Annotated in this window: 12 protein-coding genes; 10 read left to right on the plus strand and 2 right to left on the minus strand. The window is 63.4% G+C overall.

Annotation, left to right across the window (positions count from 1 at the left end):
- Positions 1 to 28: 28 nt before the first annotated feature.
- The gene (locus tag PRZ01_RS18385; protein WP_273598301.1) at positions 29 to 2,248 is read right to left on the minus strand and encodes a sigma-54-dependent Fis family transcriptional regulator; all 2,220 of its coding nucleotides are present in this window, start codon (positions 2,246 to 2,248) and stop codon (positions 29 to 31) included.
- Positions 2,249 to 2,499: 251 nt separating this feature from the next.
- On the opposite strand from PRZ01_RS18385, the gene pedF reads away from it, so the two are divergent.
- From pedF to PRZ01_RS18410, 5 genes are all read left to right on the plus strand, one after another.
- A complete protein-coding gene (pedF, locus tag PRZ01_RS18390) occupies positions 2,500 to 3,021 on the plus strand; it encodes a cytochrome c-550 PedF (RefSeq protein WP_273598302.1) in 522 nt (173 codons plus the stop codon).
- Entirely contained in the window at positions 3,018 to 3,854 is an 837-nt protein-coding gene (locus PRZ01_RS18395; RefSeq protein ID WP_273598303.1) for a substrate-binding periplasmic protein, read from the plus strand. Before pedF ends, PRZ01_RS18395 begins: the two co-directional genes overlap by 4 nt.
- Before the next feature lie 81 nt (positions 3,855 to 3,935).
- Positions 3,936 to 6,095: a TonB-dependent receptor gene (locus PRZ01_RS18400; RefSeq protein ID WP_273598304.1), complete on the plus strand. Its 2,160-nt coding sequence runs from the start codon at positions 3,936 to 3,938 to the stop codon at positions 6,093 to 6,095.
- A gap of 17 nt (positions 6,096 to 6,112) precedes the next feature.
- Complete coding sequence (locus tag PRZ01_RS18405; protein WP_273598305.1) at positions 6,113 to 6,649, plus strand: cytochrome b; 537 nt, start codon at positions 6,113 to 6,115, stop codon at positions 6,647 to 6,649.
- Positions 6,650 to 6,679: 30 nt separating this feature from the next.
- Positions 6,680 to 7,627 carry a beta-propeller fold lactonase family protein gene (locus tag PRZ01_RS18410; RefSeq protein WP_273598306.1) on the plus strand — a complete coding sequence of 316 codons (948 nt, stop codon included), beginning with the start codon at positions 6,680 to 6,682 and terminating at the stop codon, positions 7,625 to 7,627.
- Between the two features lie 22 nt (positions 7,628 to 7,649).
- Here the strand turns inward: PRZ01_RS18410 and PRZ01_RS18415 are convergent, their stop codons facing one another.
- A complete protein-coding gene (locus PRZ01_RS18415) occupies positions 7,650 to 7,880 on the minus strand; it encodes a SlyX family protein (RefSeq protein WP_273598307.1) in 231 nt (76 codons plus the stop codon).
- Positions 7,881 to 7,945: 65 nt separating this feature from the next.
- Here PRZ01_RS18415 and PRZ01_RS18420 point away from each other — a divergent pair, with 65 nt between their 5' ends.
- The 5 genes from PRZ01_RS18420 to PRZ01_RS18440 all read left to right on the plus strand — a co-directional run bounded on the left by PRZ01_RS18420 (position 7,946) and on the right by PRZ01_RS18440 (position 12,088).
- Positions 7,946 to 8,785, plus strand: coding sequence for a sulfurtransferase (locus PRZ01_RS18420; protein ID WP_273598308.1), 840 nt, complete (start codon positions 7,946 to 7,948; stop codon positions 8,783 to 8,785).
- The gene (locus PRZ01_RS18425; protein WP_273598309.1) at positions 8,775 to 9,782 is read left to right on the plus strand and encodes an alpha/beta fold hydrolase; all 1,008 of its coding nucleotides are present in this window, start codon (positions 8,775 to 8,777) and stop codon (positions 9,780 to 9,782) included. The genes PRZ01_RS18420 and PRZ01_RS18425 overlap by 11 nt, the downstream gene beginning before the upstream one ends.
- 85 nt (positions 9,783 to 9,867) lie before the next feature.
- Positions 9,868 to 10,674, plus strand: coding sequence for an ABC transporter substrate-binding protein (locus PRZ01_RS18430; RefSeq protein WP_273598310.1), 807 nt, complete (start codon positions 9,868 to 9,870; stop codon positions 10,672 to 10,674).
- A gap of 24 nt (positions 10,675 to 10,698) precedes the next feature.
- Positions 10,699 to 11,388 (plus strand): ABC transporter permease, encoded by a 690-nt coding sequence (locus PRZ01_RS18435; RefSeq protein ID WP_273598311.1) that lies wholly within the window; start codon positions 10,699 to 10,701, stop codon positions 11,386 to 11,388.
- Between the two features lie 13 nt (positions 11,389 to 11,401).
- Entirely contained in the window at positions 11,402 to 12,088 is a 687-nt protein-coding gene (locus PRZ01_RS18440) for an ABC transporter permease (protein WP_409993875.1), read from the plus strand.
- The last annotated feature ends 19 nt before the right edge of the window (positions 12,089 to 12,107 follow it).

Raw genomic sequence — 12,107 nt, forward strand, 5'->3', positions numbered from 1 at the left:
GCCTGCTGCAATACCCGCCCGCCGTCGCTCAGATTTTCTCAACCGATTCACCGACGTTCTTGAGCAGCTTTCGATAGATGGTGTTGCGGCTGATGCCCAGCTGTTTGGACGCTGCGGACACATTGCCGCCCACGGCGGCCAGCACCTTGCGGATCATGTCAATTTCCGCTTGCTCCAGGGTGTGCTGGGGCACCGGCGTATAGCCGCCAAGCACGGCGGTTTGGGTGCTGCGCATGGCCAACTCGTGGGGTGGGCAGGATTCGAACACGAGTGGGTTCAAAAAACTCGCATCAATGGCTTGCCGCTCGCCCGAGGGCTTGAACGGTGTGCTGTGGCACTGCGGCACCGGGCTGCTTTCATCGGCAGTAACGCCCTGCCTGTCGGCACCTTCGGCCACCGGAGACAAAGGCACGTCAACGGCCGCCAGCTGGAGAGAAATACACTGCCCCAGTTGGGCCTGCGCCTCCTCCAGAAAATCGTCCGACAGATGGCTACAGTTGATCTGCGCTTCACCGGCAGACATGACTGCTGCCGTGCGCAGCACATTGGCCAGTTGGCGGATGTTGCCGGGCCAGCTATAGCACTGAAACAGCTGCCGCACCTTGGCACTCAAGGTGGGCGGATCGTGAGGCCGCTCGGTCAACAAAATACGGCGGACGATGGCCTCGAGGTCACTGCGCTCACGCAGGGCCGGCAGCCGCACGGCCAGGCCGTTGAGGCGGTAATACAGGTCTTCACGAAAGGTTTGCGCAGCAATCATCTCGCGCAGATTGCGGTGGGTGGCACAGAACACGGCGATGTCCACGGCGATGGATTTATTCGAGCCCAAGGGCGTGACGCTGCGCTCTTGCAGCACGCGCAGGAGCCGGGCCTGCAAGGGCTGCGGCATGTCGCCAATTTCATCCAGAAACAAGGTGCCGCCATTGGCCTGCAAAATGCGACCCACCGCCCCCTTGCGGCGTGCACCGGTGAAGGCGCCGTCTTCGTAGCCGAACAGCTCCGCCTCGATCAAAGTTTCCGGAATCGACGCGCAATTGACCGCAACAAAGGGCTGGCGTGCGCGCTTGGAGTCCACATGCACGGCCCGCGCCAGCAGTTCTTTGCCGGTGCCCGTTTCACCCAGGATCAGCAAAGGGATGTCACGGTCCAGCACGCGCTGCACCTTGCCGACGAGCACCTCCACCTGCGCATCACCTGTGCGCAGGTATTGCAGGCCTGACAGTTTGCAGCCACCGCTGGAGCCACTGTTGGCGCTGCGGGCGTCGTCGTCGCACGGCTCGGCGGCAGGGGCAATCTCTTCGACCACCTGCCGCTCGACCTCATCACCCGCCAAGCCCAGGCCGGCCACGACAGGGCGCGAGGGCCAGTCAAAACGGGCGCTGACATAGACCCCCTGCCCGCTGAGCAGCTTGAGCTGCATGGGCGCCGACATAGGCATGCGGAAATGGTCGTAAATGGCCGCCGTGGTGGTGCCCAAAAGGCCAGACAAGGTTTGCGCACGCAGCGCCGCGCCGCTCAGGCCCAGTTGGTCCAGTGCGCCCCGATTGGCGCCCAGCAGCCGACCATCAGCGCCCACCACCAAAATGCCCTCCAGCAAGGTGCCGATGAACTCGGCCCGGCTGTGGAAGTGCAGGCGCAAGCGGTTGTTGCAATCGTCGGACAGCCAATGGTTCTCGATCATGCGGGCCGACATGCGCACCAGCCCCATGGTGTGCTGGTGATAGCTGCGTTGGTCGCCCGAGACGTCCAGCACGCCGAGCATATTGCCACGCGGGTCGAAGATGGGCGCTGCCGAACAGGTCAAAAAACTGTTGGCGTGGATGAAATGCTCCGGCCCATGCACCAGGGTGGCCGTGCCTTCAAACAAGGCCGTGCCCACGGCATTGGTGCCCATCGAATGCTCGGCCCAGTTGGCCCCCGGCGCCAGCGCCACCTTGTCGGCGCGGGCCAGAAAATCATCGTCGCCGACTGAATGCAAGACCGTGCCCGCCGCGTCGGTCAGCACGATCATGCTGTCGGTGTTGCGGATCTGCTCGAACAGCATGTGCATCACCGGCGCCGCGTGCAAGTAGAGCCGCCGATTGCGCTCCCTGGCCAGCGTCAGGTCGCTGCGCACCATGGGCTCCACCGCCAGTCGGGCATCACGGGACAAGCCCAGCCCCGCACTGCGTTGATGCGAGCGTTCGATGAAAGCGGCCCGTGGCAGGGCAGCGGCCGCAACGTCAACTTCTCGGTTGGACGTCGTCATGATGCAGATCCTTTTTGCCGCCATGCGGCTTGTCTCTTTATTGTTCGCCCTACCTGATGCTGAGCGACGGATGGGTCAGGCTGATCTTGCGATTCGCTGTGCTTCTTGTCCATGGAACATTCCCGAGGCGGGGCTGTGTCAGTTTGGAACACCCGCAGCTTGGCACAGAGCTTGCAATCGTCGGGCTCCAAAGCCCTGAAGACGGCCCCAGGCCGCGCAGCCAATCCATGCCAACCATCCAGGAGACAAGCATGACCTACCCGACGAACACACCCCTGCCCCCCGCCCCAACGCGACGCCGCAAAGCATTTTGGCTGGGCGGCCTGACCTGCACCTTGCTGCTGAGCGGCCTGGCGTGGTCGCATGGCGACGTCACCCCCCAGGCTGTAGACACCAGCACCCTGCCCCGACTGGGAGAGGGCTGGCGCGCCGAAAACCCCTACCGCGCCAACGAGGCAGCCATCAAGGTCGGCACCTCGGCCTTTGGACAGAATTGCGCCCGTTGCCACGGCCTGGAGGCGGTGTCAGGTGGCATCGCACCCGATCTGCGCCGGCTCGATAACGACTGCGCCAGCCTCAAAGACGCCAAACGCAGGGATGCCTGCGTGAAGGACAACGACGACTACTTCCTCACCACCGTGCGCCATGGCCGCAGCCGCAACGGCGCAGTCTATATGCCGCCTTTTGAGGGAACTTTTGATCAAGAAGCCATCTGGGCGATCAAGAGCTACCTCGAAACCCGGCGCGAAAAACCACTGCAGGCGGCGCAATGAACGCCCAGCGCCGCGCCTGGCTGGCACGCGCCGCATCAGCGGCCCTGCTGGCCCACTTTGCCGGCCCCGCCGAGGCAACCAGCCTGAGCAAGATCCGCGAACGCGGCACCTTGCGGGTAGGCATCTACCAAGACATGCCGCCCTTTCACGTGGCCGGCCTGGGGGTGGATGTGGACCTCGCTCAGGCCTTGGCACAGGCCTTGGGCGTCAAGCTCAGCCTGTTGCCCTTCAACGCCGACGAGAACATGCTGGACGACCTGCGCAATATGGTCTGGAAAGGCCACTACCTCGGCTACGGCCCCGCCGACGTGTTGATGCATGTGCCAGTCGACCGCCCGCTCATGGACGCCTGCCCCCAGGTGCAGATCCTGGCGCCCTACTACCGGGAGCGGGTCATGATCGCCCGCGACGTGCACAAGCTGCCGCGGCTGGAACAACTGTCGCAAATCGGCACGCAAACCATCGCCGTACCCGGCCAAACCCTGGCCGGCTGGCTGTTGTTGGGTGCGGATCAAGGCGCCTACCGCCAGCAACTCAGCACCCAATGGCCGGACGGCTGCGCCTGCGCGCAAGCCTTGCAGCGGGGTGAGGTGGCGGCAGCCGCCGGGCTGGCTTCAGAGCTGCAGAGCATCTTGCGCGATCAGCCCCAGTACGCCATTGAAGCGCTACCGCTGCCGCGCCTGCCCCGCGAAGGCTGGGCCATCGGCCTGGCCGTCAAGGCCGGTGAAACAGAACTCGCGCGGACGCTGCAAGAAGCCGTCAGCACTTTGAGCCAAACCGGCAGCCTGCGAACCCTCTTCGAGGCGCACAAGGTGGGCTGGACGCCGGTCTGAACCCGCGCGTTCGGACTCAGCTTGTCGAAGCCCCGCCGCCTATTTGAAGAAGTATTGAAGCATCAAACAAAGCCCACATCCATGTCCACTCCCTTCCAATTTCGCCAATGGGCGCGCCTCGCCAGCCCGTGCTGCCTGTTGGCCGTGCCGACCTTGAGCCTGGCCCAGCAAGCTGAGGCCCCTTTTGCTCCCGTTATGCTTGAACGCACCGTGATCAGCGCCACACGCAGCGCGGTGCAGCCCTTCAACACCCCCGCGGCCATCAGCCGGGTCGACGGCGACGAACTGCGCGACAGCCACGCCCAGATCAATATCTCGGAGGGCTTGAGCGGCGTGCCGGGCCTGCTCGCGCGGGATCGGCAAAATTACGCCCAGGACGTTCAGTTGTCCGTGCGGGGCTTTGGTGCCCGCGCGAGTTTTGGCATTCGCGGCGTGCGCCTGTATGTGGACGGCATCCCCGCCACCCTGCCTGACGGCCAAGGCCAGATCAGCCATGTCGAGCTGGGTTCGGTCGAACGCATTGAGGTATTGCGCGGCCCGTTTTCAGCGCTGTACGGCAACGCCTCAGGCGGCGTGATTCAGGTGTTCACTGAAGACGGCAGCGCGCCACCGCGCCTGAGCTTCAACGTCGCGGCGGGCAGCGATGGGCTGCACCGCCTGAGCGCGCAAGCCCGAGGCGCCACAGACGCCGGCCTGAACTACACACTGGGTGCCAGCCGCTTCCAGACGGAGGGATATCGCCAGCACAGCGACACCGATCGCCGCTTGGCTAACGCCAAACTCAGCTGGCAACTCGACCCGCAAAGCCGCCTCACCCTGGTGTTGAATGCGCTCGACTTGCCGCAGGCCCAAGACCCCATGGGGTTGTCTCGCGCACAGCTGGCCGGCGACCCGCGTGGCGTGGACTCTAGCGCGCTCAGTTTCAACACCCGCAAGACCCTGAAACAAACTCAGATGGGTGCCAGCATTGACCGGCAACTCGACGCCAACAACACCGTGCAGCTGACGGTGTATGGCGGCAGCCGCAGCACCGAGCAGTTTCAGTCCATCCCCGTCGCTGCGCAAAAAAGCCCCTTGCATCCTGGCGGCGCGATCGACCTGCACCGCGACTATGAGGGCGCCGACCTGCGTTGGAGCGGCAAGGCCAACAGCGGCTTGGGGCCCATCAACTGGACCGGCGGCCTCGCCTATGACTTGTTGAAAGAGCATCGCCAGGGCTACCAAAACTTCATCGGCAGCAGCTTGGGCGTGCAAGGCGCGCTGCGCCGCGATGAAAACAACACCGTCAGCAGTACCGATCCTTATGTGCAGGCCAACTGGCAGTTAGCACCCCAGATCAGCCTGAACGCGGGCGTGCGCCATTCCCAGCTGAACTTCAAATCCCAAGACCACTACGTCACCGCCAGCAATCCGGACGACAGCGGCAGCGCTCATTTCAGCGCCACCCTGCCCGTGCTGGGCCTGCTGTGGGCCGTGAGCCCCACCCTGCATGCCTACGCCACCGCAGGCCGGGGCTTTGAAACACCGACGCTCAACGAGCTGTCTTACCGGCCCAGCGGTGCCTCCGGGCTCAACTTCGCCTTGCAGGCCGCCCACAGCGACAGCATCGAATTGGGTGTGAAGTTGTCCAACAGCCCTCAGTGGGGAGAACTGGCCGCGTCGGTGTTCCAGACCGGCACAGACCAGGAGATCGTCACCCAAACCAACCTCGGCGGGAGAGCCACCTACCAAAATGCGGGCCGCACCCGCCGCCTCGGTTTTGAGTTGGCCTGGGCCAAAGCCCTGCTGCCCAATTTGCGCACCCAACTGGCCTATACCGCCCTGGACGCTGAATACCGCGATGGCTACATGACCTGCACCGCCACGCCTTGCGCCACCGCCAATCAAAGCGTAGCCGCTGGCAACAAGATGCCCGGTATCGCCAAGCACGCTCTGTTCGCGGCGCTTAACTGGGCGCCGCCCCAAGGCTGGCGCGCCGGTGTTGAAGCCCGGGCGTTGAGCCGCATCTACGTCAACGACCTCAACACCGACGCCGCAGCCGGCTACACCACGCTGGCCGCCAACGCCGGCTACGTGCTGGCCCTGGGGGCATGGGATCTCAACGCCATGGTGCGTGTCGATAACCTGTTAGATCAGCGTTATGTGGGTTCGGTCATCGTCAACGAAGGCAACGCCCGTTACTTTGAGCCCGCACCGGGCCGAACCTGGCTGGCCAGCGCCACCGCCAGCCTCAAGTTCTGAGCCGCGCAAGGCCCTCGATGCAAAGCTCTGTAAACACCTACAACCGAGTCGCCCGGGTGCTTCATGCCCTGACCGGCTTGGCACTGATTGTGCAGCTGGGTTTCGGCGTCCTGCTGGACGACCTGGCACCGCGCGGCACACCGGGCCGCGCCGGGTGGATCAACCTGCACAAGTCCGTGGGCCTGCTGTTGCTGCTGTTGGTGCTGCTGCGCCTGTTGTGGCGCCTGCGGCACCGCCCGCCCGCGTGGCCACCCAACATGTCAGCCGTTCAGCAACGGGCTGCCGGCTGGGGCCACGCCGCCCTGTATGCGGCCATGCTGGTGTTGCCAGCCTCAGGCTACGTGGCATCGAATTTCAGCAAGCACGGGCTGAAGTTCTTCGGCCTGCCGCTGCCCCCCTGGGGTACCAACCTGCCCCTGTTGTACGGCGCCTTGAGTACGCTGCACAAAATGAGCGCGCTGGCGCTGACCGTGCTGATTCTCGGCCACGTGGCGATGGCACTCAAGCACCAGTTCATGGACTGCGATGACCTGATGCGCCGCATCAAATTCTGAAAAACTTTTCAAAATCTTTTGAAAAACACCATGCGCCACAGCCTCCACCGTCTCGCAATTCTTTCTGTGCTGCTGGGCCCTGCGAGCCTGCTGGCTGCGCCGCTGGCCTATGTTCCCAATGAAGGCTCGGGCACCGTTAGCGTCATCGATACCGCCTCTGACCAGGTGGTCGCTGAAATTCCAACCGGAAAAAAACCACGCGGCACGGTGCTCAGCCTGGACGGGCGCCGCGCCTACGTCAGCGACCAACCCAACAACCGCCTGGTGGTGCTGGACTTGCAAACCCGCCAGCCGGTGGGCGAAATCAAGCTGGGCGAATCGCCAGAGGGCGTGGGCATTTCAAGCGATGGGCGCTGGATTGCCGCCGCCATCGAGGAAAGCAATGAAGTTGTTTTCATCGACACCCGAACTGAGCAGCTCAGCTTCAAGGTCAGGCTGAAAGGGAAAAACCCCGAGCACGCCATGTTCAGCCCCGATGGACGCTGGGTCTTCGTCAGCGCCGAAGAAGGCGAAGCGGTGGACGTGATCGACGTCGAGCAACGCGAGCAGGTCGGGCAGATCTCCGTCGGCGCCCGACCGCGCGGCATCGGCTTTTCACCCGATGGCGCCGTGGCCTACGTCGCCGCAGAAAACGCCGACGAGGTCTACCTCATCGACGTCCCGCACCGCAAGGTGCTCAGCCGCATCAAGGCCGGGCTGCGCGCCAACGGCATCGCCGTCCACCCCGACGGCCGCCGGGTCTACATCTCCAACGGCGGCGCCGCCACCGTCTCGGTGCTCGACACCCAAACGCTGAAAATCAGCGCCACCATACCCGTCGGGCAACGCCCCTGGAACATGGCCCTGACCCCAGATGGCAAAAAGCTCTACGTCGCCTGCGGCCGCTCCGGCGTGGTGTCAGTGATCGACACCGACACCCAGACCCGGTTGACCGACATCGCGGTGGGCAAACTGCCTTGGGGGGTTGCGGTGCGTTAAGAAGGTGCGCTCTGTGTCCCTGTCAATAATGCGGCGGCAACTCGTCTCTCAAACTGCGAAATGCTGGCGTGCCGTCGTCGCTGCGTTGCTCACGCAGCGCCAGTAGTTCATTGCGCAGCAGGTCGATTTGCTGCTGTTGCCTGACGACGATTTCGTTCAACTCGTCCAGCAGGTCTTCGTTGAAGCTGGCTTTGATTTCAAGGGCTGTGAGGCGGGCCTCAAGCTGGGGATCGATGGGGTGAGAGAGTTCCATCCTGCTATTGGACGCCATTTGGATGCGATTTTGGCGAGGCCCTTGCCTACAATCCGGCACTGACCATGCCAAAAACCGATCTCCCCATTCTCAATATTTCTTCCTACAAGTTCGTCGGGCTGAACGATTGCGCTGCGCTGCGCGAGCAGTTGTTCGAGCGTGCGCTGGCCTTGGACTTGAAAGGCACCGTGCTGCTGGCGGAGGAAGGCATCAACCTATTTCTGGCCGGCTCCGCTGAAAACGTTCGGGCCTGGGTCGCTGCGCTGCGCCAAGACCCGCGCTTCGCCGACTTGGCGCCTAAAGAGAGCTGGAGCGCCTCGGTGCCCTTTAGAAAACTGCTGGTGAAGGTCAAACCGGAGATCATCCGCATGAACCACCCAGCCATTCGCCCCGACGCCCTGCCCCGTGCGCCTTCGCTGCCAGCCGTGACCCTGGCACGCTGGCTCGACCAAGGGCATGACGACGACGGCCGGCCGGTAGTAACCCTGGACACGCGCAATGCTTTTGAAGTGGACTACGGCACCTTCGAAGGGGCGATCGACTGGCGCATCGACAAGTTCAGCGAATTCCCGGACGCTGTACAGGCACACCGTCAGGACTTGATGGGCAAGACGGTGGTGAGTTTTTGTACCGGCGGTATCCGCTGCGAGAAGGCGGCCATCTACCTGCAGCAACAAGGGCTGGACGGGCCGGTCTATCAGCTGGAAGGCGGCATCCTGAAATACTTCGAAGAAACGGGCGGTCCGCACTACGACGGCGCGTGCTTTGTTTTTGACCAGCGCGAGGCCCTGGATGCGGGCCTGGCCCCGTCGACGGAGATCGTTCGCCCGGCATCTGAATCGCACCGAGCCAAACCTGACGCCACCCAGGCAGCCCAAGCAAGCCACCCAAGCCATGCCGACTGAGCGAGGTCGCGGCCACCCCCCGCCGCTGGACGACAACCCGCGCGAGGGTTGGGTCTGGCGCATGCTGGGCTTGCTCCTGATTGTTGCAGCGCTGGGGTTTGCGGCCAGCAAAGCACCTGACCGGCCGCTGGAAACTTTGGTGCAGCGCTGGGCTCCGCCGCCCTCTGAATTCATCGACCTGCAAGGCCAGTTGGTGCACCTGCGCGATGTGGGGCCGCGCGGCGACCCGGCGCCCTTGCTGCTGCTGCACGGTACCTCGGCAAGCCTGCACACCTGGCAGGGTTGGGTGGATGGCCTGCAAAAACAGGCCCCCGCGCACCGGGTGATTTCGGTGGACCTGCCGGGCTTTGGCCTCACCGGGCCGAATGCCCAAGACGACTACCGCACCGCCGCTTACGTCGATTTTCTGCAGCGCCTGCTGAGCCATCTGGCGGTTCGCCAGGTGGTGATCGCAGGCAACTCGCTGGGCGGTGAGTTGGCTTGGGAGTACGCGGCGGCGCATCCGGCGCAGGTCAAGGGCTTGATTCTGGTGGATGCCGCCGGATACGCCATGGCGCCCGATGCTATACCGCTGGGTTTTCGACTGGCGCGCATCCCCGTGCTGGGTGCCCTGGGCGACTACGTGCTGCCCAGAAGCGTGATCGAGCGCAGCGTGCGCGCTGTCTACGGCGACCCCACACGCATCGGGCCCGAGGTGATGGAGCGTTATTTCGAACTCAGTCTGCGGGCGGGCAACCGCCAGGCGCTGCGCCATCGCCTGACGCAGATGCAACCGGGCGCGCACAGCGAAGCCATCAAAAGCCTGCACGTCCCTACCTTGATTCTCTGGGGCGACCAAGACCGGCTGATTCCGCCCTCAGTCGCCCAGTCCTTTGCGCACGACATCGCGGGCAGCCGCTTGCACATGCTGCCCGGCCTGGGGCATGTACCGCAAGAAGAGGATGCTCAGGCCAGCCTGGCGCCAGTTCTGGCTTTTCTGCCTACGCTATTCCCCTAAGATGAAGAGTCGTTTGGATCGGGCAAGATCCAGAATCAGGCCTAATCTCTTCCACCCCCTTCAAATCCGCACGCAAGGACACGCTATGCAACGCCGTTCAGTGATCGCCCTCACCGCCGTGGCCGCCCTGGCCCTCAGCGCCTTCACCCCCCCCAGTGCCATGGCGCAGTCGCCCGAATGGAAGAAAATTCGCATCGGTGTGGAAGGGGCCTACCCGCCTTTTTCTGAATTGGGCGCTGACGGCAAGCTCAAGGGTTTCGAGATTGAATTGGCCCAGGCTTATTGCGCCGAAATGAAGGCCCAGTGCGTGCTGGTGCAGCAAGACTTCGACGGCTTGATCCCCGCCCTGCAGGCCCGCAAGGTCGATGCCATCATCGCCTCCGTGTCCATCACCGACGAGCGCAAGAAGACCGTTGCGTTTTCAGACCCCTATTACAAGACGCCGGGCCGCTTCGTGGCCAAGGCCGGCGCCAAGTTCGAGCTCACACCGGCCGGCCTGAAGGGCAAGAAGATCGGCGTGCAGAGCGCCACCATCTTCGAAGCCTTCACCGCCGCCACCTTCACCCAAAGCGAAATCGTGCGCTACCAGACGCAAGACCAGGCCTTTCTGGACCTGAAGGCCGGCCGCATCGACGTGACGCTGGCCGACACGCCTGCCGCCGACCAAGGTTTTTTGAAAAAGCCCGAGGGCAAGGGCTTCGCCTTCATCGGCCCTGCCTTTGACGATCCCAAGTTCTTTGGCGTGGGCTCCGGCGTTGCCCTGCGCAAGGCGGACGAAAAAATCCTGGGCAAGAAGTTCAACGAGGCGATTGCCACCTTGCAGGCCAATGGCAGCTTCAAGAAGCTGGCCGACAAATACTTCGACTACGACATTTCAGTCAAGAAGAAGTAAGCCCCTTTCAAAAAATCACTCCCGATGCTGCACGGTTTTTTACCCAGTCTGATTGAAGGCGCCGGTGTCACGCTCAGCGTGGCCCTGGCCTCCTTGGCCATGGCGATGGCGCTGGGCTTGATGGGCGCCCTGGCCAAGCTGTCGAAGTGGCGACTGGCGCGAGGCATCGCCCATGTTTACACCACGGTGATTCGGGGCGTGCCCGATCTGGTGTTGATGCTGCTGATCTTCTTCGGCGGGCAGGTGGCGGTGAATGCTGCCGCGCAGTCTTTGGGCTATGAGGACTACATCGATATCAACCCCTATGTGGCGGGCGTGTTGACCATCGGCTTCATCTTCGGCGCTTACTTGACCGAGGCCTTTCGCGGCGCGTTTCTGGCAGTGCCGCCGGGGCAGCGCGAGGCGGGCCTGGCCTTTGGCATGTCGGGCTGGCAAATTGCCTGGCGCATCACCTTCCCGCAGATGTTTCGGCACGCGCTGCCGGGCCTGTCCAACAACTGGCTGGTGCTGATCAAGAGCACCGCCATCGTATCGGTGATCGGCCTGTCTGACCTCATGACGCGCGGCCAGCAGGCGGCCGGCACCACCCGCGAGCCTTTTGTCTTCTATCTGGCCGTGGCGCTGATCTACCTGAGCTTCACCAGCTTGTCGGAGTTGCTGTTCAACACGCTGCAAAAACGGTTTTCCACCGGCGTGCGCCGGGGCACATTGTGAGAGGCCCGCTGTGATCGCCTGGGACACCATTCTTGAAAACCTGCCGCTCTACCTGAGCGGTGCCTGGACCACCGTGCAACTGCTGTTGGTCAGCCTCGGCCTGGGGCTGCTGCTGGCCGTACCGCTGGCGGTGTTGCGCAGCCTTTCCGGCAGTTGGCTGTCGCGCCTGGTCTGGGTGTACACCTATGTGTTTCGCGGCACGCCTATGCTGGTGCAGTTGTTTCTCATCTATTACGGCCTGGCGCAGTTTGAGGCGGTGCGTGAGAGCGCGCTGTGGCCCTACTTCAGCTCGGCTTGGTTTTGCGCCTGCCTGAGCTTTGTGCTCAATACCGCGGCCTACACGACCGAGATCATTGCCGGCAGCATTCGCGCGCTACCCCATGGCGAGATCGAAGCAGCCAAGTCCCTGGGCATGAGCCGCGGGGTCATGTTTCGCCGCATCGTGCTGCCCTCGGCGTTGCGGCGCGCCTTGCCGGCGTACAGCAATGAGGCCATCTTCATGCTGCACGGCACGGCCCTGGCCAGTATCGTCACCATTCTCGACATCACAGGCGCCGCCCGCCGTGTCAATGCCACGCATTACATTCCGTTTGAAGCCTTCATCACCGCGGCCTGCTTCTACTTTTTGCTGACCCTGACCCTTGTTGGTTTGTTCCACAAGGCCGAGGCCAAATGGCTCAAACCGCTGTTGCCGCGCTGAACCTGACGATTGACCTCAT

Source organism: Roseateles koreensis (assembly GCF_028595305.1).
Lineage (GTDB): Bacteria > Pseudomonadota > Gammaproteobacteria > Burkholderiales > Burkholderiaceae_C > Paucibacter_A > Paucibacter_A koreensis.

Bases quoted from the DNA above. Each gene is read 5' to 3' on its own strand.
- PRZ01_RS18385 (WP_273598301.1), bottom strand. From the start codon at position 2,248: ATGACGACGTCCAACCGAGAAGTTGACGTTGCGGCCGCTGCCCTGCCA.
- pedF (WP_273598302.1), top strand. From the start codon at position 2,500: ATGACCTACCCGACGAACACACCCCTGCCCCCCGCCCCAACGCGACGC.
- PRZ01_RS18395 (WP_273598303.1), top strand. From the start codon at position 3,018: ATGAACGCCCAGCGCCGCGCCTGGCTGGCACGCGCCGCATCAGCGGCC.
- PRZ01_RS18400 (WP_273598304.1), top strand. From the start codon at position 3,936: ATGTCCACTCCCTTCCAATTTCGCCAATGGGCGCGCCTCGCCAGCCCG.
- PRZ01_RS18405 (WP_273598305.1), top strand. From the start codon at position 6,113: ATGCAAAGCTCTGTAAACACCTACAACCGAGTCGCCCGGGTGCTTCAT.
- PRZ01_RS18410 (WP_273598306.1), top strand. From the start codon at position 6,680: ATGCGCCACAGCCTCCACCGTCTCGCAATTCTTTCTGTGCTGCTGGGC.
- PRZ01_RS18415 (WP_273598307.1), bottom strand. From the start codon at position 7,880: ATGGAACTCTCTCACCCCATCGATCCCCAGCTTGAGGCCCGCCTCACA.
- PRZ01_RS18420 (WP_273598308.1), top strand. From the start codon at position 7,946: ATGCCAAAAACCGATCTCCCCATTCTCAATATTTCTTCCTACAAGTTC.
- PRZ01_RS18425 (WP_273598309.1), top strand. From the start codon at position 8,775: ATGCCGACTGAGCGAGGTCGCGGCCACCCCCCGCCGCTGGACGACAAC.
- PRZ01_RS18430 (WP_273598310.1), top strand. From the start codon at position 9,868: ATGCAACGCCGTTCAGTGATCGCCCTCACCGCCGTGGCCGCCCTGGCC.
- PRZ01_RS18435 (WP_273598311.1), top strand. From the start codon at position 10,699: ATGCTGCACGGTTTTTTACCCAGTCTGATTGAAGGCGCCGGTGTCACG.